Annotated in this window: 7 protein-coding genes and 2 pseudogenes; 5 read left to right on the top strand and 4 right to left on the bottom strand. The window is 70.0% G+C overall.

The genetic code is table 11. From position 1 onward, the window contains the following. Position 1: 1 nt before the first annotated feature. Positions 2-1,042 carry a FecCD family ABC transporter permease gene (locus tag KUTG_RS07115; protein ID WP_043715784.1) on the bottom strand — a complete coding sequence of 347 codons (1,041 nt, stop codon included), beginning with the start codon at positions 1,040-1,042 and terminating at the stop codon, positions 2-4. A gap of 1 nt (position 1,043) precedes the next feature. Then, on the bottom strand, positions 1,044-2,084 hold the full coding sequence (locus KUTG_RS07110; RefSeq protein ID WP_043728570.1) for a FecCD family ABC transporter permease: 1,041 nt from the start codon (positions 2,082-2,084) through the stop codon (positions 1,044-1,046). Between the two features lie 130 nt (positions 2,085-2,214). Between KUTG_RS07110 and KUTG_RS07105 the strand changes: the two genes are divergently transcribed. The 5 genes and pseudogenes from KUTG_RS07105 (at position 2,215) to KUTG_RS07090 (ending at position 22,831) form a co-directional block, all read left to right on the top strand. Next, complete coding sequence (locus tag KUTG_RS07105; RefSeq protein WP_043715783.1) at positions 2,215-3,015, top strand: hypothetical protein; 801 nt, start codon at positions 2,215-2,217, stop codon at positions 3,013-3,015. Beyond that, positions 2,916-9,773: pseudogene (locus KUTG_RS63285) on the top strand (amino acid adenylation domain-containing protein); the annotation flags it as partial. The gene KUTG_RS07105 and the pseudogene KUTG_RS63285, both read left to right, overlap by 100 nt. Positions 9,774-9,844: 71 nt before the next feature. Further along, positions 9,845-21,475: a non-ribosomal peptide synthetase gene (locus KUTG_RS58105; RefSeq protein ID WP_198047050.1), complete on the top strand. Its 11,631-nt coding sequence runs from the start codon at positions 9,845-9,847 to the stop codon at positions 21,473-21,475. A 110-nt stretch (positions 21,476-21,585) separates the two neighbouring features. Beyond that, the gene (locus KUTG_RS07095; protein ID WP_043728567.1) at positions 21,586-22,611 is read left to right on the top strand and encodes an ABC transporter substrate-binding protein; all 1,026 of its coding nucleotides are present in this window, start codon (positions 21,586-21,588) and stop codon (positions 22,609-22,611) included. 10 nt (positions 22,612-22,621) lie between these two features. Beyond that, positions 22,622-22,831 carry an MbtH family protein gene (locus KUTG_RS07090; RefSeq protein WP_043715781.1) on the top strand — a complete coding sequence of 70 codons (210 nt, stop codon included), beginning with the start codon at positions 22,622-22,624 and terminating at the stop codon, positions 22,829-22,831. A 76-nt stretch (positions 22,832-22,907) separates the two neighbouring features. On the opposite strand, the gene KUTG_RS07085 is transcribed toward KUTG_RS07090, so the two are convergent. Together KUTG_RS07085 and KUTG_RS07080 are read right to left on the bottom strand one after the other, a co-directional pair. Continuing rightward, a complete protein-coding gene (locus KUTG_RS07085; RefSeq protein ID WP_043715779.1) occupies positions 22,908-24,659 on the bottom strand; it encodes an ABC transporter ATP-binding protein in 1,752 nt (583 codons plus the stop codon). Continuing rightward, positions 24,656-25,173: pseudogene (locus KUTG_RS07080) on the bottom strand (ATP-binding cassette domain-containing protein); the annotation flags it as partial. The pseudogene KUTG_RS07080 and the gene KUTG_RS07085, both read right to left, overlap by 4 nt.

Raw genomic sequence — 25,173 nt, 5'->3', positions numbered from 1 at the left:
GTCAGCCTCCGGAGCCGGAACGGTTGGCCCTGACCAGCAGCCAGAGCAGGACCGGGGCGCCGAGCGCGCCGGTCACGATGCCGACCGGCAGGCCGGTCGGGGTGATCACGCGGGCCACGATGTCGCTGCCCAGCACCAGAACCGCGCCGCCGAGCGCGGACGCGACGACCGGCGGCGACGACAGCCGGGCCAGCCGCTGCGCGATCTGCGGGGCGGTCAGGGCCACGAAGGCGATGGGGCCGGCCGAAGCCGTGGCGAACGCGACGAGACCGGCGCCGGCCAACAACAGGCCGAGCCGCACGGGCTGCACCGGGGTGCCGAGACCGGCGGCCACCTCGTCCCCGAGCTGGAGCGTGCTCATCCACCGTGAAAGGCCCAGCACCAAAGGAAAGAGTACGACGAACGCCGCGAACAGTGGCACCACGTTGTCCCAGCCGCGATTGGCCAGATTGCCGACGAGCCAGCCCATCGACGCCTGCGCCTCGGTGATCTGCGCCTTGCTGAGCAGATAGTCGGTCAGGCTGGTGCACATCGCCGAAATACCGATGCCCACCAACAGAATGCGGTAGCCGCTGGTGCCGCGCCGCCACGCCAGCACGTAGACGATCAATCCGGATGCCAGACCGCCGAGCAGCCCGAGTGAGGTGCTGCCGAGCCCATCGCCGAAACCGAAGGCCAGGCCGGCGACAACAGCTGTTGCCGCGCCGGCGTTGATCCCGATCATGTCGGGGCTGGCCAGCGGATTGCGGGTGATGGTCTGGAACACCGCGCCCGAGGCGCCGAACGCCAGCCCGGCCAACAGGCCGGTCAGCGCCCGCGGCAGCCGGAGCTCCTGCACGATGTAGCCGTTCCCGGTGTCGCCGACGCCGAACAGCCCGGACAGCACGTCGGACAGCCCCATCGGCACCTCGCCGATGGTCATGCCCAAGCACAGCAACAGAAACGCCAGCACCAGCAGCACGAGGCCGACCAGAGCGACGCGTGGTCGCACCCGCACGGACACCGCGGGCCTGGCGAGGCGGATGGTCACGGGCAGGCTCATGTCACGACTCCAGCTGCTTGCGCCTGCGGACCAGGTGGATGAACACCGGCGCGCCGATGAACGCCACGATCACGCCGGCGCGGATCTCGCCGGGCCGAGCCAGGATTCGGCCGAGGATGTCGGCGGCCAGCAGCAGCACCGGCGCGAGCACCGCGGAGTACGGCAGCAGCCAGCGGTGGTCGGGGCCGATGGCGAACCGCACGGCGTGCGGGATGATCAAGCCGAGGAAGACGATCGGCCCGGCGACGGCGACGGCCGCGCCGGTCAGCAGCGTGACGGCCAGCGCGCCGCGCAGCCGCAGCGGCCCGAGCCGCCGCCCGAGCGCCACGGCGACGTCGTCACCGAGGGCGAGGCTGTTCAGCGCCGGTCCGCATGCGATCGCCAGCACGGCGCCGACCAGCAGAAACGGCGACACCTGGAGCAGCTGGGTGGTGTCGGCGCCGGTGAGCGAGCCGGCCGACCAGAACCGGAAGCGGTTGAGCGCGGCCGGGTCCCTCAGCACCATCGCGCTCGTGAACGACCCCAGCAGCGCGGTGACGGCGGCCCCGGCCAGTGTGAGTTTCACCGGGCTGGAGCCGGCATTGCCTCGCGTGCCGAGGAAGTAGACGACGGCGGTGGCGGCCATCGCGCCGCCGAACGCGAACCAGATGTAGCCGTACAGCGAGCTCACGCCGACCACGGTGATCGAGAACACGATGGCGAACGCCGCGCCGGCGCTGACGCCGAGCAGCCCCGGGTCGGCCAGCGGGTTGCGGGTCAGGGCCTGCATCACCGTGCCGGCCAGGCCCAGCGCGGCCCCGACCAGCAGGCCCAGCGCGGTGCGAGGCATCCGGACACTGTGGATGATCACGGCGTCGGCCGAGCCGTCGTTGTGCACCAGCACCCGCCAGACGTCGCCGAACGAGATCTCCTTGGATCCCAGCCAGATGCTCAGCAGGCACAGCAGCGCCAGCACGCCGACCGCGGCCACCAGGCCGAGCGCCCGCGCCGCCTGCTGTGGCGGACGTCGCGGGAGAACGACGCCTTCGAGGTCTGGCCGCACCACGCCTCCGATGGGTACGAATTTAGGTAAGGCTAACACTATGGAGTGCATCCTAACCTTCCTTTTGTTAGGGTCACCTAAGTTTGTGCCCGGTCGCGGGCACCGTGAGCAGCGGGAGGCTGGTCTACCGGTGAGCAACGGTGACGCTGTGCAGCACGTCGCGGACTTCGGGTTCTGGCTCGATCGCCTTGCCACCGCGCCGAAGGAGCTGCTGCTGCCGGTGGACCGGCCGCACCCGGCCGAGCCCGTGCCACCGCGGGGCCGCCGCACCCGTGCACTGACGGTGATCGACCGACTGAACGACGTCTCGGTGATGGCCGGCTTCGCGGTGCTGCTGCACCGGTACGCGGGCACGGCGGACATCGTCTTCGGCACGGGGTCATTGATCCCGATTCGGGTGGATCTCGCCGGTTCGCCGAGCTTCGCGGAGGTCGAGTCGCGGGTCCGCGCCGCTCACGCGGAGGCGTTGGCGCACGAGGTCCCGTTCGACGAACTGATCGGCGAGCTGCAGCCGGAGCGGGGCCGCGGCGGGGCCGTGCTGGTCAACGTCGGGTTCGACGCGCAGACCGACCTGCCGCTGGATCTGATTGTGTCCCTCGACGGTGCCGTGCTCGAAGCCCGCTACCGCGAGGACGTCCTCGACGGGTCCACAGTGGACCGCATGCTGCGGCACCTGGAGCGGTTGCTGCAAGACGCCTTCGACCGTCCACAGTGCCCGGTCGGACAGCTGAACTTGCTGTCGGAGAACGAGGTTCGGCAACTACTCGTCGACTGGACGACACCGATCTCGACTCCGAGCTCGTCACGCTGCTGGACCTGTTCGCGGCCCGAGTGCAGGCGACGCCCGACGCGATTGCCTTGGTGTTCAAGGACATTCAGCTCACCTACGCCGAGCTCGACGCCCGGGCCAACCGCCTCGCGCACGTCCTGATCGGGCACGGCGCCGGCCCGGAGCGGGTGGTCGCGCTGGCAGTGCCGCGGTCGATCGAGATGATCGTCGCCGAGCTGGCCGTGCTCAAGGCTGGGGCCGCGTATCTGCCGCTGGACGAGGACTATCCGGCCGAGCGCATCGCGTTCATGGTGTCCGACGCCGGCCCGGTGTGCGTCGTGACCACGCGCGACCTGGCCGACCGCTTCGACGGCGACGTCGTGCTGCTGGACGAGCTCGACCTGGAGGCCGCGCCGTCGACCGACCCGGCCGCCGAGATCGTCCCGGCCAACGCGGCCTACGTGATCTACACGTCGGGCTCGACGGGCCGGCCCAAGGGCGTCGTGGTGTCACACGCCGGCGTAGCCAAGCTGGTGGCGACGCAGGTGCAGCGCTTCGGCGTCGGCCCGCAGAGCCGCGTGTTGCAGTTCGCGTCGCCGAGCTTTGACGTGGCGTTCTGGGATCTGTGCCTGGGTTTGCTGTCCGGTGGTCGGCTGGTGATTGTGCCGTCCGAGCTGCGCTTCCCGGGGCCCGGTCTCGTGGAGTACGCCCACGCCCACGACGTGAACTTCATGATCCTCCCGCCGGCGCTGCTGGCCGAGCTGCCGGAAGACCTTGATCTGCCGACGGACAGCGTGTTGCTGGCCGGTACGGAGCGTGTGTCGCCGGAGTTGGTGCGCCGTTGGGCGCCGGGTCGGCGGATGTTCAACGCGTACGGTCCGACCGAGGCGACGACGAACTCGACCCTGGGCCTGTGCGATCCGGCGAGCTCCATCGTGCCGATCGGCATCCCGGACCCGGGCACGAAGGCGTATGTGCTGGATGCGAGCCTGCGGCCGGTTCCTCCCGGCGTGGTCGGCGAGCTCTACCTGTCGGGTTCCGGTCTGGCGCGGGGGTATCTGGGCCGGGCGGCGCTGACGTCGGAGCGGTTCGTGGCCGATCCGTTCGGCGACGGCGGCCGGCTGTACCGCACCGGCGACTTAGTCCGCTGGCTGGCCGACGGACGCTTGGTGTTCCTCGGCCGAGCCGATGACCAGGTCAAGATCCGCGGTTATCGGATCGAGCTCGGCGAGATCGAATCAGTGCTCACCGAACACCCGCGGGTCGCGCAGTCGGTGGTGATCGCTCAGGACAGCCGCCTCATCGCCTACGCCGTGCCGGCGGCCGGCCGCGACGACGAATCGGAGCTGGAGCACGTCAACGAATGGCATGAGCTGCACGAGGACGTGTTCACCGGCGCCGAAGCCGGTGGTATGGAAGAGAACTTTGTCGGCTGGAACTCCAGCTACGACGGCTCCGAGATCCCCCTGGACGAGATGCGGGAGTGGCACGCGGCGACCATCGAGCGGATCCTGTCGCTGCGGCCGAAGCGCGTGCTGGAGATCGGCGTCGGCAGCGGGCTGATCGTGTCGAAGGTCGCGCCTGAGGTCGAACAGTATTGGGGCGTCGACCTTTCCGAGAAGGCGGTCGACAATCTGCGGCGGGCGCTGCCGCCGGAGCTGGCGGACAAGGTGCATCTGGCCGCCCGACCGGCGCACGATCTGGGGGAGCTGTCGGACGAGCCGTTCGACACGGTGGTCATCAACTCCGTCGCGCAGTACTTCCCGAGCGCGGACTACCTGGCCGACGTGATCAGGAACGTCGCCGCCCGGCTGGCCCCGGGCGGCGTGATCTTCCTCGGCGACATCCGGAATCTGCGGTCCCTCAAAGCTTTCCGGACGGCCACCGAGCTCAGGCACGGCCGCCGCACCATGGCCACCGTCGAGCAGGCCATCGCCCGGGAGGGCGAGCTGGTGCTCGACCCGGACTTCTTCACCGGCTTCGACGGCCTGGACGACGTCGACGTGCTGGTCAAACGCGGTGCGGCCCACAACGAACTGACCCGACACCGTTACGACGTCGTCCTGCGCAAGGCCCCGCGCCGGCCGGTCGAGGAGCAGGTGATCGAGTTCAGCGATCTCGCTGCCGTGGAACGGCTTCTGGTCGTCGACCGGCCGGCGCGGCTGCGCGTCACGGGCGTGCCGGACGCGCGCCTGTCCGGCGAGCTGGCCGCGGTCCGCGCGCTGCACGAGGCAAACCCGGGTCTGGCTCTCACAGCGCTCGACGGTCGGGCCGGGATCGACCCGGAGGACCTGCACCGACTCGGCGAACGGGTGGGTGTCCGGGTGGCCGTCACGGTGACCGCCGAGGCAGGTTGGCTGGACGTCGTCTTCTCGAAGGGCGAGGACGGCCCCGCCTACCGGCCGACGCAGGCCAAGACCCGGGCGAACAACCCGGCGGCCCGTCGGGGGACCGCCGGCCTGGTGTCGTCGCTGCGGGCGCATGTGCGGGATCGGTTGCCGCAGTACATGGTGCCGTCGGCGTTCGTGGTCCTGGACCACCTGCCGGTGTTGGCGTCGGGCAAGCTGGACCGCAACGCCCTGCCCCGGCCGGAGCAGCCTTCGGCCGGGCAGGGCCGCGCCGCCCGCAACCCCGTCGAGCAGTTGCTGTGCGAGCTGTTCGCCGACGTCCTGGACGTGCCCCGGGTCGGGCCGGACGACGATTTCTTCGACCTGGGCGGCCATTCGCTGACCGCGACCCGCCTGATCCAGCGCATCCGCTCCGCCGTCGGGGCCGAGGTGCCGGTGCGGGCCGTGTTCGACGCATCGACCGCCGCCGCCCTGTCGGATCAGCTGGCCGGCGCGGTGTCCGGTGTCGAGCGCCCGGCGCTGGTCCGCGTCGAGGATCGGCCGTCGCTGGTCCCGTTGTCCTTTGCGCAGCAGCGACTGTGGTTCCTGCACGGGCTCGAAGGCGGTTCGGCCACCTACAACGTGCCGTTCGTCATGCGCCTGTCCGGTGAGCTGGACGTCGAGGCGTTGCGCGCAGCGTTGGCCGACGTGCTGGACCGGCACGAGGCGCTGCGCACGGTGTTCCCGACCGCGGATGGCGTTCCGCACCAGCATGTTCTGCCGTCGTCGCCGGTCGAGCTGGCCGTGCGGCCCGTTGCCGAGTCCGAAGTGGATGCCGCGATCGACGACATCGTGCGCACGGTGTTCGACCTGGAGGCCGGCCCGGTGGTTCGGGCCGAGCTGTTGGCCGTCGACCAGCGTCGGCACGTCTTTGTGCTGGTGGTGCACCACATTGCCGCCGACGGATGGTCGATCGGCCCGCTGTGGCGGGATATCGCCACCGCCTACACGGCCCGCCGCCGCGACGACGTTCCACAGTGGATCCAGCTACCCGTGCAATACGTGGATTACACGCTGTGGCAGCGAGATCTGTTGGCCACCGACGAAGCGGCCCAGCTGGCGTACTGGCGCAAGACATTGGACGGCCTGCCGGAGCGGATCGCGCTGCCGCTGGACCGGCCACACCCGGCCGTGTCCTCGTACCGGGGCGAGCACTTCACCTTCGCCTGGGACGAGGAGTTGCTGACCGGCCTGGCCGACCTCGCCCGGGTGTGCGGCTCCAGCGTGTTCATGGTCGTGCACGCCGGCCTGACGGCCCTGCTGTCCCGGCTCGGCGGCGGCGCCGACATCCCCATCGGCACGCCCATCGCCGGCCGCGCCGATCAGGCGCTGGACAACCTGGTCGGGTTCTTCGTGAACACGTTGGTGCTGCGGGTGAACACCGACGGCGACCCGTCCTTCCGGGATCTCGTGGCTCGGGTCCGTGAGCGCAGTCTCGACGCCTACGCCCATCAGGACGTGCCGTTCGAGCGGCTGGTCGAGGCGCTGAACCCGACCCGGTCGCTGGCCTACCACCCGCTGTTCCAGACCATGTTGGCCTGGCAGAACACGCCTGCGTCCGAGGTGGCGCTGCCCGGGCTGAGCGTGGCCGAGCAGCCGGTCGGCACCGGCACGGCCAAGTTCGACCTGTGGATCTCGCTGACCGAGCGGGCCGACGGCATCCACGGCCAGACCGAGTTCAACGCCGAGGTCTTCGACCGCGCCACCGTCGATGCGATCCTGGGCCGGCTGGTGGTGCTGCTGCGCCAGACTGTCGCGAACCCGGAGCGCCGCCTGAGCAGCCTCGATGTGCTCACCGCGACGGAGCGGGACCGGCTGGAGACCGTGTGGTCCGGGGACGTGGCCGATGTGCCGGCGGTGACCGTGCCGGAGCTGTTCGCGGCGCAGGTTGCGAGGACGCCTGATCACCCGGCGCTGTGGTTCGAGGGGGAGGAGCTCAGCTACGCCGAGCTCGATGCCGCCTCCGATCGGCTTGCGCACGCGTTGATCGCGCGGGGTGTGGGGCCGGAGCACGTGGTGGCGCTGGCGTTGCCGCGGTCGGTGCACCTGGTGGTGGGCATCCTGGCCGTGCTCAAGGCCGGGGCGGCGTATCTGCCGCTGGACCCGGGCTATCCGGCCGAGCGCATCGAGTTCATGCTGGCCGACGCCCAGCCGGCCCTGGTGTTGACAACAAGTGTTGTCGGCTTGTCCGGGGCCTTGGTGCTGGACGACCCGGCGTTGATCGACGAACTGGCCGGCATGCCGGCGACGCCGGTCTCGACGGCCTTGAGGCCGGAGAATCCGGCGTACGTGATCTATACGTCGGGGTCGACGGGTCGTCCCAAGGGTGTGGTGGTGTCGCATTCCGGCATCGTGAACCGCCTGCTGTGGATGCAGGACGAGTACGGTCTCCAAGCCGATGATCGTGTGTTGCAGAAGACGTCGTCGAGTTTTGACGTGTCGGTGTGGGAGTTTCTGTGGCCGTTGATCGTCGGTGCGACCGAGGTGGTGGCGCGGCCGGAGGGGCATAAGGATCCGGTGTATCTGGCCCGGTTGATCCGTGAGCAGCAGGTCACCACTGTCCACTTTGTGCCGTCGATGCTTCAGGTGTTCCTTCAGGAGCCCGGGGCGGCGGAGTGTGTGAGTCTGCGGCGGGTGGTGTGTTCCGGTGAGGCGTTGCCGCCGGAGGCGGTGGCGTTGTTCCATCGCACGTTGAAGGCCGACCTACACAACCTGTATGGCCCGACCGAGGCCTCCGTCGACGTGACGGCCTGGCATTTGAAGACGGCTGAGCAGACTGTCCCGATTGGACGTCCGGTGTGGAACACCCGGGCCTATGTCCTGGACGCTTCGCTGCGGCCGGTGCCGCCGGGCACGCTGGGTGAGCTGTACTTGGCCGGTGTCCAGCTGGCCCGCGGCTACCTCGGCCGCGCGGCCTTGACGTCCGAACGGTTCGTGGCGGATCCCCATGGCGCACCGGGTTCCCGCATGTACCGGACCGGAGACGTGGCTCGGTTCCGTACTGACGGGGTGTTGGAGTTCCTCGGGCGTGGGGATGAGCAGGTCAAGATCCGCGGGTTCCGGATCGAGCCGGGGGAGATCGCCGCGACGCTGGCGAGCCATGATGGTGTGGCCCACGCGGTCGTCATCCCGCGCGAAGACCGGCCCGGCGATGTGCGGCTGGTCGGCTACGTCGTCCCGGCGGCCGAGGACGCGGAGCCGGTCGAGCAGACCGAGCAGGTCGGCGAGTGGCGCGAGCTGTACGACTCCATGTACGCCGTCGAGAGCGCTGACGGCGACGACTTCACCGGCTGGAACTCCAGCTACACCGGCGAGCCGATCCCGCTCGACGACACGCGGGAGTGGCGGGACGCGATCGTGGCCCGGATCGCCGAGCTGCGGCCGCGCCGGGTGCTGGAGCTGGGCGTCGGCACCGGCCTGCTGCTGACCGAGCTCGCCCCGCACTGCGAAAGCTACTGGGGCACCGACTTTTCGGCCCAGGTCATCGCCTCGCTGGGCCGCCGGGTCGAGGCCAACCCCGCGCTGGCCGGCAAGGTCGAGCTCCGCACCGCCGACGCCGCCGGCCTCGCGGCCCTGCCCCAGGGCTACTTCGATACCATCGTCCTCAACTCCGTCGTCCAGTACTTCCCCAGCGGCAGCTACCTGCTCGACGTGCTCCGCGGCGCCCTGGCCCTGCTTGCCCCCGGCGGTGCCGTGGTCATCGGTGACGTGCGTGACCTCCGCCAGGTCCGGGCCTTCCACACCGCCGTCGCCGTGGCCCGGGGTGAGGAAGACCGCATTGAGCAGCGGCTGCTGCGCGAGAAGGAGCTCCTCGTAGCGCCCGAGTTCTTCGCCGGCATCGACGGCATTGCCGGCGCCGACATTCGGGTCAAGCGGGGTCGGGCCGTCAACGAGCTCACCCAGTACCGCTACGACGTCGTCCTGCACACCGACCCCCAGCGCGTCTGGCCGGTCACCGCAAACGCTTTCGCCTGGGGCACAGACGTATCCACTGTGGACGAGGTCGCCACGCTGCTCGACAACAGCACCGAATTCCGGATCAACGGCGTGCCCAACGCCCGCACCGCCAACGGCATCGACCCCGAAGACTGGTACCGCCTCGGCCTCGACCTGGGTCGCCGCACCGCGGTGACCTGGTCCGAAGCCGGTGACGGCTCGGTCGATGTGGTGTTCGCTGGGGACGATCGCTTCCCGGTCGGGGCATTGCGGCCCGGTGGTGAACAGCTGCTGTCGTACACCGGAAACCCGGGACGATTCCGTCGGATCACGGCACTGACCACCCAGCTCCGGGCGCTGGCCGCGGAGCGGCTGCCGGAGCACATGGTGCCGTCGGCGATCGTGGTCCTGGATGTGCTGCCGGTGACGGCCAACGGGAAGCTCGACCGTCGGGCGTTGCCGTCGCCGGATCCGGTGGAGGCGACGTCGGACCGGGAGCCGGCGAGCCCGGCCGAGCGGCAGCTGTGCGCGCTGTTTGCGGAGATCCTCGGCCTGCCGAAGGTGGGCCCGGACGACAGCTTCTTCGAACTCGGCGGCCACTCGCTGCTTGCCACGCGGCTCATCGCGCGGGTGCGAGCCGAGTGCGGGGTCGAGCTGGAGTGCGGTCGGTGTTCGAGACGCCGACCGCGGCGGGCCTGGCCGGCCGGCTGGGCACGGCGGGCACGGCCTCGCGTCCGTCGCCGACTCGGCGCGCAAGGCCGGAGCTGGTGCCGCTGTCCGGCGCCCAGCGGCGACTGTGGTTCCTCGACCAGCTCGAAGGACCGTCCGCCACCTACAACGTGCCGCTGATCATGCGATTCGAAGGCGACCTCGACATCGACGCGCTCGCCGTCGCACTGTCCGATGTGGTCGGTCGACACGAGGCACTGCGGACCCGGTTTCCGCAGCGTGACGGCATTCCGTACCAGGACATCCTGGACGACGCCGGCGCGACCCTGCGACTGCGTGACGTCGCCCCGGCCGACTTCGATGAGGTGCTGACCGGCCTCGTGCGCGGGCCGTTCGACCTCGAACGACACGCGCCGATGCGCACGGAACTCCTTCGACTGGGCGAGAAGGAACACGTGCTGGCCCTGGTGTTCCACCACATCGCCTCCGACGGGTGGTCGATGGCCCCACTCTGGCGCGACATCGCCACTGCCTACACCGCCCGCCTCGACGGCCGGACTCCACAGTGGACGGAGCTGCCCGTCCAGTACGCGGATTACACGCTGTGGCAGCACGAACTGCTCGGCAGTGAGGACGACCCGGACAGTGTGCTGTCGGCGCAGCTGGACTACTGGCGTGACACGCTGGACGGCCTGCCGGAGCGGATCCAGCTGCCGCTGGACCGGCCGCACCCGGCGACCGCGACGTTCAGGGGAGAGCTGCACACCTTCGCCTGGGACGCCGACCTCCACGCCGGCCTGGCGGCCCTCGCCCGCGAGTCCGGGGCCAGCGTGTTCATGGTCGTGCACGCGGCACTGGCCGCGCTGCTCACGCGGCTGGGCGCCGGCACCGACGTGCCCATCGGCTCGCCCATCGCCGGCCGCACCGATCAGGCCCTCGATGAGCTGGTCGGGTTCTTCGTCAACACGTTGGTGCTGCGCGTCGACACCGCCGGCGAGCCCACGTTCCGCGAGCTCATCGGCCGCGTGCGGGAGCGAAACCTCGACGCCTACGCCCATCAGGACGTGCCCTTCGAGCGGCTGGTCGAGGTGCTCAACCCGGCCCGGTCGCTCTCGTACCACCCGCTGTTCCAGGTGATGATCGCCGGCCAGAACAACGCCCGCGCCGAGGTCGTGCTGCCGGGGCTGGCGGTCAGCGAGGTTCCGGTGACCACCGGCACCTCCAAGTTCGACCTGTCGATCTCGCTGACCGAGCGGGAGGCCGGCATCGGCGGCGTGCTGGAGTTCAACACCGACGTCTTCGACCACGCCGGGGCCAACGCGATCCTGTGGCGGCTCGAAGTGTTGGTGCGGGCCGCACTGGCCGCGCCGGACCGTCCGATCGGCGCGCTGGACCTGCTGGCCGGCGACGAGCACGATCGGGTGCTGACGCAGTGGGCCGGCAGCCTCGACCCGGCCGGCACCGAGACGTTCCCCGGACTGTTCTCTCGGCGTGTGACCGAGGCGCCGGACAAGGTGGCGCTGGTCTTCGACGACGTCCAGTTGACCTATGCGGAGCTGGACGCGCGGGCGAACCAGTTGGCGCGCCTGCTGATCGAGCGCGGCGCCGGCCCGGAGCGGGGCGTGGGGCTCGCGGTGCCCCGGTCGGCCGAGATGATCATCGCCGAGCTGGCCGTGCTCAAGTCGGGGGCGGCCTACCTGCCGCTGGACGCCGACTACCCGGCCGACCGGATCGCGTTCATGGTCGAGGACTCGGCCCCGGTGTGCATCGTCACGACCACCGACGTCGAGGCCAAGCTGCCGGCGGACGTGCCGCGCGTGCTCGTGAACGACCCAGCACTGGCTGATATGTCCACTGTGGATCCCGGGATTACCATCCAGCCGGAGGACGCGGCATACGTGATCTACACCTCGGGCTCCTCCGGTCGCCCCAAGGGTGTTGTGCTGCAACACTCCGGTGTGGCCAAGCTCGTCGCCACGCAGGTCGAGCGGTTCGGGGTCGGGCCGCAGAGCGTGGTGTTGCAGTTCGCCTCGCCGAGCTTTGACGTGGCGTTCTGGGATCTCTGCCTGGGTTTGCTGTCCGGCGGTCGGCTTGTGGTCGTGCCGACGGAGCTGCGGTTTCCCGGGGCAGGGCTGGTGGACTACGCGTTCGCCAACGACGTGAACTTCATGATCTTGCCGCCGGCTTTGCTGGCGGAGATGCCCGAGGAACTGGATCTGCCCCGGGACAGCGTGCTTCTCGCTGGCACGGAGCGTGTGTCACCGGAGTTGGTGCGGCGGTGGGCGCCGGGTCGGCGGATGTTCAACGCCTACGGTCCGACCGAGGCGACGACGAACTCGACCCTGGGCCTGTGTGATCCCGAGAGCCCGATCGTGCCGATCGGCGTCCCCGATCCAGGCACGAAGGCGTATGTGCTGGATGCGAGCCTGCGGCCGGTGCCGCCCGGCGTCGTGGGGGAGCTGTACCTCGCGGGATCTGGTCTGGCGCGGGGGTACCTGGGGCGGGCAGGGTTGACGTCGGAGCGGTTCGTGGCGGATCCGTTCGGCGATGGCGGGCGGCTGTACCGTACCGGTGACCTGGTGCGTTGGCTGGCCGACGGCCGCTTGGTGTTCCTCGGTCGGGCCGATGACCAGGTCAAGATCCGTGGGTATCGGATCGAGCTCGGCGAGATCGAGTCCGTGCTGGTGGAGCACGGGCAGATCGGCCAGTCGGTGGTGATCGCCAAGGACGGGCGGCTGCTGGCCTACGTGGTCCCGGCGGCCTCGCGCGACGAGGAGGCCGAGCTCAGTCACGTCGACGAATGGCATGAGCTGCACGAGGACGTGTTCGCCGCTGCGGCCGCCGGTGGCATGGAGGAGAACTTCGCCGGCTGGAACTCCAGCTACGACGGCACCGCCATTCCCCTCGACGAGATGCGGGAATGGCACGCGGCGACCGTCGAGCGGATCTTGTCGCTGCGGCCGAAGCGCGTGCTGGAGATCGGCGTCGGCAGTGGCCTGATCGTGTCGCGGATAGCGCCTCACGCCGATGAGTACTGGGGCGTCGACCTTTCCGAGAAGGCGGTCGACAACCTGCGCCGGGCCTTGCCACCGGAGCTGGCGGCCAAGGCGCACTTGGCCGCCAGTCCGGCGCACGACCTCGGTGCGCTGTCGGAAGAGCCGTTCGACACGGTGATCATCAACTCCGTCGCGCAGTACTTCCCGAGCACCGAGTACCTGGCCGAGGTAATCAGCACGGCCGGTGCGCACCTCCGTCCTGGCGGCGTGATTTTCCTCGGTGACATCCGGAACCTCCGCTCGCTCAAGGCCTTCCGTACCGGCACCGAGCTGCGCCACGGCCGTCGCACCATGGCCGCCGTCGAGCAGGCGATCGCCCGTGAGGGTGAGCTCGTGCTCGACCCGGACTACTTCGCCGGGTTCGAAGGTTTCGACGACGTCGACGTCTGGGTGAAGCGGGGCCACGCCCACAACGAGCTCACCCGGCACCGCTACGACGTGATCATGCGTAAGGCCGTGAAGCCGGCCCCGGTCGAGGAACACGTCGCGTCCTTCGACACGATCGAGGACGCCAAACGTTTGCTGTCCGAGCGTCCGGGGCGTTTGCGCCTGACCGGCGTGCCCAACGCCCGGTTGTCGGGCGAGCTCGCGGCGATCGCCGCGCTGGCCGTCGGCGACAACGAGACCGCGCTGTCCGCACTGGACGAACGAGACGGCGTGGATCCCGAGTCACTGCAAGCGCTTGCGGCGAGCCTCGGCTATCAGATGTACGCGACCGTCACGGCCGATGCAGGCCTCCTGGAGGTCGTGTTCACCACCGGTGCACCGACTCGCATCCACCGATCCCGGCCGGTCCGGGCCTCCCGTGCCGCTTTGGGCAACAACCCGGCCGGCCAGCGGGATCACAGCGCGCTGGTCGCCTCGCTGCGCGCCCACGTGCGGGATCGCCTGCCGCAGTACATGATGCCGTCGGCCTATGTGATGCTGGACCGGCTGCCGCTGCTGGCGTCCGGCAAGCTGGACCGCCGGGCCCTGCCCAGCGCCGACGTGCAGGAGGCCACCGCCGGCCATGCGCCGCGGACTCCGGTCGAGGAGGTCCTCTGTGGACTGTTCGCCGAGGTCCTCGACGTCGCCTCGGTCGGCATCGACGACGATTTCTTCGCCCTGGGCGGCCATTCGCTGATGGCCACCCGCCTGGTCGCCCGGCTCCGTTCGGTGTTCGGTGTCGAGCTCCAGCTGCGGTCGGTGTTCGAGACCCCGACCGTCGCCGGTCTGGCTGGCCTACTGTCCACAGCGGACTCTGCAGTGGCCCGGCCGGCGCTGGTGCGGGCCGACCCGCGGCCGGACGTGCTGCCGCTGTCGTTCGCTCAGCAGCGCCTGTGGTTCCTACACCGCTTCGAGGGCCCGTCTGCGACGTACAACATGCCGGCGGCGGTCCGGCTCAACGGTGACCTCGACGTGGCGGCGCTGCGGTTGGCGTTGCGGGACATCGTCGAGCGGCACGAGGCGCTGCGCACGGTGTTCCCCGAGATCGACGGCGAGGCCCGGCAGCTCGTCCTCGACGACGTCGACGTGCCGCTGCCCATTCGCACGGCCACCGAGGCAACGCTGGCCGCTGCGGTGTCGGAGGCGGCGGCCACGGTGTTCCGGCTGGAGTCCGAGATCCAGTTCCGGGTGACGCTGTTCCAGCTGGGTGAGCGCGAGCATGTGCTGCTGATGATGTTCCACCACATCGCCGGCGACGGCTGGTCGATGGCCCCGCTGTGGCGGGACCTCGGCATCGCCTACCAGGCTCGCAGCCGCGGTCATGCTCCACAGTGGACTCTGTTGCCCGTCCAGTACGCCGACTTCACGCTGTGGCAACGGGAGGCCCTCGGCGACGCGGTGATCGAGCCGCAGCTGGACTACTGGCGTCGGGCGTTGGCCGGCCTGCCGGAGCGGATCGAGCTGCCGACCACCCGGCCGCATCCGGCGGTGTCGTCGTACCAGGGCGAGCATTTCACGTTCGAGTGGGACGCCGAGCTGCACCGGGGTATCGCCGAGCTGGCGCTGTCCTGTGGCGCCACGGTGTTCATGGTCGTGCACGCCGCGTTGACGGCGCTGCTTTCCCGGTTGGGCGCCGGCAGCGACATCCCGATCGGCACGTCCGTGGCCGGCCGAACCGACGAGGCGTTGGACGAGCTCGTCGGCTTTTTCGTGAACATGCTGGTGTTGCGGGTCGACACCGGCGGCGATCCGTCGTTCCGCGACCTGCTGGCCCGGGTCCGCGACCGCAACCTCGATGCCCACGCCCATCAGGACGTGCCGTTCGAGCGGCTGGTCGAGGCCCTGAACCCGGTCCGGTCGATGACGCACCACCCGCTGTTCCAGACGATGCTGTCATGGCAGAACAACGCCGTCGCGGACATCGACCTGCCCGGCCTGACGGCCGAGGAGGAGCCGGTCTCGACCGGCACTTCTCGCGCGGACCTGGTGTTTTTCGTCGGCGAGCGCCCCGGCCGGCTCACCGGTATCCGTGGCTCGGCCGAGTACAACAGCGACGTCTTCGACCGCGCCGACGTGGAAGCCCTGCTGGCCCGGCTGGTGTCACTGTTGCGGCAGGTGGTTGCCGCCCCCGACAGCCGCATCGGTGCGCTGGACGTCCTGACGGATCCTGAGCGAGACCGTCTGGCGTCCATGTGGTCCGGGGAGACTGCTGATGTTCCGGCGGTGACCGTGCCGGAACTGTTCGCGGCGCAGGCCCTGCGGACGCCCGATCATCCGGCGCTGGTGTTCGAGGGGGAGCAGCTCACCTATGCCGAGCTGGACGCGGCCTCGAACCGGCTGGCCCACGAGCTGATCGCGGGGGGTGCCGGGCCGGAGCGGGTGGTGGCGCTCGTGCTGCCACGATCGGTGCACCTTGTGGTGGGTATCCTGGCCGTGCTGAAGGCCGGGGCGGCGTATCTGCCGGTCGACCCGGGCTATCCGGCCGAGCGCATCGAGTTCATGCTGGCCGACGCCCAGCCGGCCCTGGTGTTGACAACATCTGTTGTCGGCCTTCCGGGCTCGCTGCTGCTGGACGACCCGGCCACTGCCTCAGGCCGGCCGACGACGCCCGTGTCGACGGCCTTGAGGCCGGAGAATCCGGCGTACGTGATCTATACGTCGGGGTCGACGGGTCGTCCGAAGGGTGTGGTGGTGTCGCATTCCGGCATCGTGAACCGGTTGTTGTGGATGCAGGGCGAGTTCGGCTTGCGGGCCGATGACAAGGTGTTGCAGAAGACGTCGTCGAGTTTTGACGTGTCGGTGTGGGAGTTTCTGTGGCCGTTGATCGTCGGTGCGACCGAGGTGGTGGCGCGGCCGGAGGGGCATAAGGATCCGGTGTATCTGGCCCGGTTGATCCGTGAGCAGCAGGTCACCACTGTCCACTTTGTGCCGTCGATGCTCCAGGTCTTCTTGCAGGAGCCCGGGGCGGCGGAGTGTGTGAGTCTGCGGCGGGTGGTGTGTTCCGGTGAGGCGTTGCCGTCTGAGGCGGTGGCGTTGTTCCATCGGACGCTTTCTGCGGAACTACACAATTTGTATGGTCCGACCGAGGCCTCCGTCGACGTGACGGCGTGGCATCTGAAGACGGTCGAGCAGACTGTCCCGATTGGACGTCCGGTGTGGAACACCCGGGCCTGTGTCCTGGACGCTTCGCTGCGGCCGGTGCCGCCGGGTACGCCGGGTGAGCTGTATCTGGCCGGGGTGCAGTTGGCCCGTGGGTATCTGGGGCGTGCGGGGTTGACGTCCGAGCGGTTTGTGGCGGATCCCCATGGCGCACCGGGTTCCCGCTTGTACCGGACCGGAGACGTGGCTCGGTTCCGTACTGACGGGGTGTTGGAGTTCCTCGGGCGTGGGGACGAGCAGGTCAAGATCCGGGGGTTCCGGATCGAACCCGGCGAGATCGAGGCCGTGCTGGCCCAGGACCCGGCCGTCGCCTACGCCATTGTCATCCCGCGCGAGGACAGGCCCGGCGACGTGCGACTCGTCGGCTATGTCGTGCCGGCCGCCGACGCCCATGTCGAGCCCGAGGAGCAGGTTGGCGAGTGGCGCGAGCTGTACGACTCCATGTACGCCACGCCCGTGCCGGACGGCGACAACTTCATCGGTTGGAACTCCAGCTACAACGGCGAACCCTTGCCGCTCGCGGAGATGCGCGAGTGGCGGGACGCCGTGGTGGCCCGTATTCGCGAGCTGCGGCCCCGCCGCGTCCTGGAAATCGGCGTGGGCACCGGTCTGCTACTCACCGAGTTGGCCCCCGAGTGCGAAAGCTACTGGGGCATCGACCTTTCCGGCGAGGTCATCGCCGCCCTCGGCCGCCGCGTCGCCGCCGACCCGGCGCTGGCCGGCAAGGTCGAGCTCCGCACCGCCGAGGCCGCCGCGCTCGGCGACCTTCCCACCGGCTTCTTCGACACCATCGTGCTCAACTCCGTCGTCCAGTACTTCCCCAACGGCGCCTACCTCCTCGACGTGCTTCGTAATGCCTTGTCCCTCCTCGCCACCGGTGGCGCCGTGGTAATCGGCGACGTCCGTGACCTCCGCCAGGTCCGGGCCTTCCACGCCGCCGTCGCCACGGCTCGCGGCGACGAGCGCCTGATCGAGCAGCTCCTCATGCGTGAGAAGGAACTCCTCGTAGCGCCCGAGTTCTTCGCCGGTATCGACGGTGTTGCCGGCGCCGATATTCGGGTCAAGCGGGGCCGGGCCGTCAACGAGCTCACCCAGTACCGATACGACGTCGTCCTGCACACCGACCCCCATCGCGTCCAACCCGTCACGGCCAATGCTCTCGCCTGGGGCACCGATGTGTCCACAGTGGAACAGGTCGCCGCACTCCTCAAAGACGGCACCGAGATCCGCGTCAACGACGTGCCCAACGCCCGCACCGCCGACGGCATCAACCCCGAGGACTGGTACCGGCTCGGCGATCGCATGGGTCGGCGGACTGTGGTCACGTGGTCGGCAACTGGCGACGGTTCGGTGGATGTGGTGTTCGCGGCGGATGACCGGTTCCCGGTGAATGCCTTTGCGCCGGGGGCCGAACAGCTGCTGTCGTACACGGGAAACCCGGGGCGGTTCAGGCGGATGGCGGGGCTGGCGGCGGAGCTGAGGGCCAGGGTGGGGGAGCGGCTGCCGGAGCATATGGTGCCGTCGGCGATCGTGGTGCTGGAGCAGATTCCGCTGACCGCCAACGGGAAGCTTGATCGGCGGGCGTTGCCGGCGCCGGCGGTGCACACGACGGACCGGACGCAGAGGACACCGGTGGGGCAGGCGCTGTGCGAGCTGTTCGCGGATGTCCTCGGGGTGCCGGTGGTGGGAGCGGACGACAGCTTCTTCGACCTGGGTGGGCACTCGCTGCTGGCGACCCGGCTGGTGAGCCGGATCCGGGCGATGCTGGGGGTGGAAGCGCAGATCCGGACGGTGTTCGACGCGCCGACGCCGGCGCGGCTGGCGGAGCTGCTGGACGCGGGACGGGAGCGGCGGCGGGCGCTGACGCGGGTGGCGCGGCCGGAGGTGCTGCCGCTGTCCTTTGCGCAGCAGCGGCTCTGGTTCCTCGACCGGCTCGACGGCCTCAACCCGACGTACAACATCGCCTGGGCGTGGGAGCTGGACGGACCGGTCGACACGGGCGCGTTAAGGCAGGCGCTGGCCGATGTGGTTGCCCGGCACGAGATTCTGCGCACGATCATCGTCGAGGAGAACGGCACGCCGAGGCAGGTCGTGTTGGACGAAGCGATCCCGGTGCTGGAAACCGAGACGGTGAGCGAAGAACAGGTCACCGAACGGGTCGCGGCAGCGGCAAGCTACTGCTTCCGGCTGGACGCGGAGATCCCGATCCGGGCCAGCCTGATCTCGACCGGACCGCGACGGCACGTGATTGTGCTGCTGGTTCACCACATCGCCGGCGACGGCTGGTCGATGTCCCCGCTCAAGCGGGACCTGGACACCGCCTACATCGCCCGCAGCAGCGGTCAGGTTCCACAGTGGACTCCGCTGCCCGTGCAGTACGTGGACTACACACTGTGGCAGCGCGAAGTCTTCGGCCGGACCGACGACCCGGACAGCCTGCTCGGCCAGCAGGCCGCGTTCTGGTGGGACACCCTGGCCGGCATCCCCGACGAGCTCACGCTGCCGGTCGACCGGCAACGCCCGGCCCGCGCCACCAACCGCGGCGGCGTAGTGCCGTTCACCGTGCCGGCGGAGGTGCACCGAAGGCTCCGCGAACTCGCGAACGGCAGCGACACCAGCACGTTCATGGTGTTGCAGGCGGCGCTGGCCGCCCTGCTGACCCGGCTCGGCGCGGGGACCGACATCCCGCTCGGCACGCCCGTCGCCGGCCGCACCGATCACGCATTGGAGGATCTGGCCGGGTTCTTCGTCAACACGCTCGTGCTGCGCACGGACACCGACGGCGATCCGACGTTCCGCCAGCTGCTGTCCCGAGTGCGGGAAGCCGACCTGGCCGCCTACGCGCACCAGGACCTGCCGTTCGAGCACCTGGTCGAAGTGCTCAACCCGCCGCGCTCGCTGGCCCGGCACCCGCTGTTCCAGGTCATGCTGGCCGTCTACCACGCCAACGGCGGGCCGGAGCAGCTGCTGGGCCTGCCGGCGTCCTGGCGGGACACGGGCCTGCGGCAGGCCAAGTTCGACTTGTCCTTCGACATGATCGAGACCGCCGGCTCGGACGGCATCGACGGCGAGCTGGAGTACAGCCTCGACCTGTTCGACGAGGCAACCGCCCGCACACTCGGGCAACGCCTGGTCCGGCTGATGACCGCCGTCGTGGCCGATCCGGATCGCCCGCTGAGTCGCATCGACGTGCTGGAAACCGGTGAACGGCAACAGATCCTGCAAGAGTGGGGCGTCGGCGAGCGGCTCACCATGACCGCGCCGACGGTCGTGGACCGGCTTGCCGCGCAGGTTGTCGCCACGCCCAAGGCGATCGCCCTGAGCGACGCCAACGGAAGCGCCACCTTCGCGGAGTTCGCGGCGACCACCGACCGCCTCGCCCGCTGGCTCACCAGCCACGGCGCAGGCCCGGAAGTCGTGGTGGCACTGGTGTTGCCGCGTTCCGCCGCCGTGATCGAGGCGATCTTCGGCGTCTTCAAGTCGGGTGCGGCTTACCTGCCGGTGGACCCCGACCAGCCGGTCGAACGCCTCGCCGCGCTGCTGGACGACGCCGATGCAAAGCTGATCATCACCACCCGTGGGCTCGCCGATCGACTGCCCGGCTGGCAAGTCCTGTTCGTGGAGGACATTGTGGACAGTGATGCCGTCCTCACGCCGCCGTCCCCGTCGAACCCCGCCTATGTGCTCTACACGTCCGGATCGACGGGCAAGCCCAAGGGCGTGGTGATCCCGCACTCCGGGCTGGTGAACTTGTTCCACAGCCACCGGGAAACCCTCTACCGCCCGGCCGTGGCCAAGGCCGGCGGGCGACAGCTGAGGGTCGGGCACGCCTGGGCGTTCTTCTTCGACGCCTCCTGGCAGCCGCAGCTGTGGATGCTCGACGGGCACGAGGTGCACGTCGTCGACGACGACACCCGCCGCGACCCGGACCGGCTGGCGGCGGTGGTGATCGACCGCCGGCTCGACTTCGTCGAGCTGACCCCGTCGCACTTCGCCCAGATCGCCGCCGCCGGCGTGATCAAGGACGGCAAGTGCTCCCTCGGCGTGATCGGCGTCGGTGGCGAGGCCGTTCCGCAGCCGCTGTGGGAGACCTTCCAGTCGTTGCCCGGCACGGAGTCGTACAACCTCTACGGCCCGACCGAGGCCACCGTCGACGCCCTCGTCGGCCGAATCCGGGACTCCGAGCGGCCCGTGGTCGGCCGCCCGGTCGCCAACGCCCGCGCCTACGTCCTCGACGATCACCTGAACCCGGTGCCGGTCGGCGTCCGGGGCGAGCTCTACCTCGCCGGCGCCGGGCTGGCCCGCGGCTACCTCGGGCGGCCCGAGCTCACCGCCGAGCGCTTCGTTGCCGATCCCTTTGGTGCGCCAGGGGATCGCATGTACCGCACCGGCGACCTCGCCCGCTGGACGTCCGACGGTCAGCTGGACTACCTCGGTCGTGGCGACGATCAGGTCAAGATCCGCGGCTTCCGTATCGAACCCGCCGAGATCGAGACCGCGCTGGTTCGCCACCCCGATGTGGACCAGGCCTTCGTGATCGTTCGCGAGGACCGCCCGGGGGACAAGCGCCTCGTCGCCTACACCACGCCGGCCGATGTCGACCCACAGGAACTCCGCCGGGCGTTGTCCCGCTCGTTGCCGGAGTACATGGTGCCGGCGGCGATCGTGCCGTTGGATGCCTTCCCCGTCACCCGCAACGGCAAGCTCGACCGTGCCGCCCTGCCCGTGCCCGAACTCGGCGCCGCCGGCCGCGAACCGGTCACGCCGATGGAACGCGCCCTGTGCGAGGTCTTCGCCGAGGTGCTGGGGCTGGGGCTGGAGTCCATCGGCGCCGACGACGACCTGTTCTCCCTCGGCGGCCACTCGATGCTGTTGGTGCTGCTGCGCAACAGGATCGCCGAGCGGGTGGGGGTGGAGGTCCCGATCGCCGAGTTCTTCCGGACGCCGACAGCAGCGGGTTTGGCGGCGTTGGTGGAGGAAAGCCAATGACCCGCAGGGAGGGCTCCATCACAGCCGGCTCATCTCCCGCCCCGACGGTTGCCGCAGGTCAGTCCGCCAAATAAGGTATGCCTAACCTAAGATCTGGCCGAGAGGTGAACATGTCCGTGTTTCAAGGCGCCGGCGGGCTGAGCAGGCGTGGATTCCTGATCGGGGCGGGCGGTGTCGCGGCGACCGTGGTGCTGGCCGCGTGCGGCAACGGCAACGGTGGGGGAGCGGCGGCGTCGACGGGGCCATGGGAGTTCACCGACGACCGAGGCCAGAAGATCACCCGTGACCGGCGCCCGACCCGGGTGGTGGCCTACGTCAGCTCGGCCGCCCCGCTGTGGGACTACGGCGTGCACGCCATCGGCGTCTTCGGACCGCAGAAGACCGCCGACGGCAAGAAGGAGATCCAGGCCGGCAACATCGACCTGGCCGCCGAGACCTCGGTCGGCAACGCCTGGGACGACTTCAGCCTGGAGAAGTTCGCGGCCCTCAAGCCGGACCTGGTCGTCACCGGCCTGTCCGGGGCCAAGCCGACCGACCTGTGGGTCATCCAGAACGACCTCACCGGCAAGGTGGAGAGGGTCGCGCCCATCGTGGCGCTGTCGGAGTACAAGGTCACGCTGCCCAAGGTGATCCAGCGCTACGAGCAGCTCGCCGTGGCGCTGGGCGGCGACGCCAACTCGCCGACCATCACCAAGGCCAAGGCCGACTTCCAGCAGGCCTCCGACGACCTCAAGGCGGCCGTCAAGTCCAAGCCGGGCCTGAAGGTGCTGGCCGTGTCCAGCGACAAGGACAACCTCTACGTCGGCAAGCCGGAGTTCTTCGCCGACCTGTCCTACTACCGCGACCTCGGCCTCGACCTGGTCAACGGCTCCGGCCCCGACGACTACTTCGAGACGCTGAGCTGGGAGCAGGCCGGCAAGTACCCGGCCGACCTCATCCTGTCCGACAGCCGCACCTTCGCCCTGTCCAAGCAGCAGCTGGCGCAGATCCCGACGTGGGCCCAGCTGCCGGCGGTCAAGGCCGGCGCGGTCGCCGACTGGTCGACCGAGCCCCGCTTCAATCCCGTGCTGGCGACTCCGGTCATCCAGAAGCTGACCGAGGTCGTCAAGGGCGCCCGCACCGACATCGCCGCCTGAGGAGACCGCTATGACGAACCCGTTCGAGGATCAGGACGGCACCTATCTGGTGCTGGTCAACGCCGAGAACCAGCACAGCCTGTGGCCGGCGGCAATCGACGTGCCGGCGGGCTGGACCGTGGCTTTCGGCCCGGATGCGCGGCAGGCCTGCCTCGACCACGTCGAGGCGAACTGGACCGACATGAGGCCGAAGTCCCTGGCCGACGCGATGGATTCGTAGCTATTCCGCGTGGGCCTCGCACCCTCTGGCCGGACGACCCGCCGGGAGAATCCCTCCCGGCGGGTCGTCGTGTATTTCAGGCCCTTTGCCCCGACCATGCGGCCCAGAGCGTTGAATACCGGCCGCCGGCGGCCACCAATTCCTCGTGAGTGCCGGTTTCCACGACCGCGCCGGCGTCGAGCACGACAATGCGATCGGACGCCGCGGCCTGGGTGAGCCGGTGGGCCACGACCAATGCGGTGCGGCCTTGCAAAGCCGCGGCGGCGGAGGCCTCGAGAACACGGGAACCGGCGCTGCCGGCATCGGCCGTGGCCTCGTCGAGGATGGCGATGGGCGGGTCGGCCAGCACGAGACGCACCAGGGCCAGCTGCTGGGCCTGGGTCACGGTGAGCTGGTGGCCGCCCTCGCCGACCACGGTGGCGAGGCCCTCGGGCAGACCGTCCACCCAGGACAGTGCGCCGACCGTCGTGAGGGCGTCGCGGAGCTCGGCGTCGGTGGCCGACGGCCGGGCCAGGCGCAGGTCCTCGGCCAGCGGACCGGCGAAGACGTGCACCTCCTGGCTGATCAGCGCCACGGTGCGGCGGATGCCGTCGGGGCCGAGGTCCTCCAGCGGCACGTCGCCGAGCGTGATCGATCCGGCGGTCGGCTGGTGGATGCCGGCGATCAGCTTGGCCAGCGTGGTCTTGCCGGCGCCGCTCGCGCCGACGAGTGCCACTCGCTCGCCCGGGGAGACGGCGATGTCCACGTCCCGCAGCACCGGATGACCGTCCACATAGGAGAAACCGGTGCCCGCGGTCTTCACCGAGGCGTCGACGGGCCGAGCCGGCTCGTGGGGCTCCTCGGCCGGCGGAAGATCGGCCACGCCGATCAGCCGGGCCAGGCTGGCGTTGGCCGCCTGGGCATCGTCGACCAGGGCCAGCGCGGTGGTGATCGGCCCGAACAGGCTGTGGAAGTACAGCGCGGCGGCGGTGGCCACACCGACGGTCGCCAGGTTGGCGCCGACCAGCACAAAGCCCACCGCCAGCACGGCCGACAGCCCGACGAACTCGGCCAGGTTCAGCCGCGCGTAGAACCGCGTGACCAGCCGGATGCCTTGCAGCGCAAGGTTGACGGCGCCTTCGGATCGCTCCCGTACCCGTGCCAGATGTGTGTCGGACAGCCGGAAGGCCCGTACGGTCCGTGCGCCGCCGATCGTGTCCAACAGCTGCTGTTGTTGCGTGCCAACGGCTTCGCGCTGGCTGGCGTACAGCGGCTTGGCCCGCGGCACGTACCACCGCACGGTGTGCAGCTGCACCGGCACGGCCACCAGCGCCGCCAGCAGGAACCGCCAGTCCAGCACGGCCAGCGCGCCGAGGGTCAGCACGACCGTCAGCACCGACCGGCCGAGCTCCGGCAGCGCCTGCCGCACGGCATCGGCGACCACCGACACGTCATTGGTGACCCGGGTGGTGAGGTCGCCGGAACCGGCCTTTTCCAGCTGGTCCAACGGCAAACCGAGGGCACGGGCGACGAACCGCTCCCGCAGCTCGGCCAGGATCGTCTCGCCCAACCGCGCCACCAGCGACATGCCGGCGGCGGTCGCTGCCGCGCCGGCCACAGCGACCAGGACCAACTCCACCACCGGCGTCACCAGCTCGACCGCCGGCCGGCGGCTCGCGACCAGGTCGATGATCCGGCCGAGGAGGGGAGCGGTGAACAGTCCGATCGCCGTAGCGGCGATCAGCATGGCGAACGCGGCCGCGGTGCGGGCCTTGGCCCGGCCGAACAGTTCGCCGACGACGGCGCGAACGCGATGGCCGTCGGCCACGGGAAGAAGTTGACGGGTCACGCCAGCACCGCCGCTCGGTAGTCGGCCCGCGCCGCGAGAACGGCGTGGCTGCCCTGTTCCACTATTCGGCCGTCATCGAGCAGCACGACCCGATCGGTCGTCGCGAGCAGCGCCGGGCTGGTGGTCACGATGATCGTCGTGCGGCCGCGCCGCAGCGCGGCAAGACCGGCCGCGATCCGGGCCTCGGTTACGGTGTCGACCGCGGTGGTCGGGTCGTGCAACACCAACACCGGGGCGTCCACGGCCAGCGCCCGGGCCAGCGCGACCCGCTGCCGCTGCCCGCCGGACAACGACCGCCCGCGCTCGGTCACGGCCGTGGCCACGCCGTTGGGCAGCGCGCTGGCCACCTCGTCGACAGCGGCCGCGGTCAGCGCCTCGTCCACGTACGGACCGGCCGAGATGTTCTCGGTGATCGTGCCGGGGAACAGGTCCGCGTCGTGCGAGGCAACGAGAACTACCTCGCGCACCCGACTCTTCCCTGGACAGATCCACCGAGTCCACCGACACCGTGCCC

Source organism: Kutzneria sp. 744, assembly GCF_000568255.1.
Lineage (GTDB): Bacteria > Actinomycetota > Actinomycetes > Mycobacteriales > Pseudonocardiaceae > Kutzneria.
Note: the sequence above shows the minus strand (reverse complement) of the source record. Positions and strands in the feature narration are given on the sequence as shown.

Coding starts and splice junctions, on each gene's coding strand:
- KUTG_RS07090 (WP_043715781.1), top strand. CDS start 22,622: ATGACGAACCCGTTCGAGGATCAGGACGGCACCTATCTGGTGCTGGTC.
- KUTG_RS07115 (WP_043715784.1), bottom strand. CDS start 1,042: ATGAGCCTGCCCGTGACCATCCGCCTCGCCAGGCCCGCGGTGTCCGTG.
- KUTG_RS07095 (WP_043728567.1), top strand. CDS start 21,586: ATGTCCGTGTTTCAAGGCGCCGGCGGGCTGAGCAGGCGTGGATTCCTG.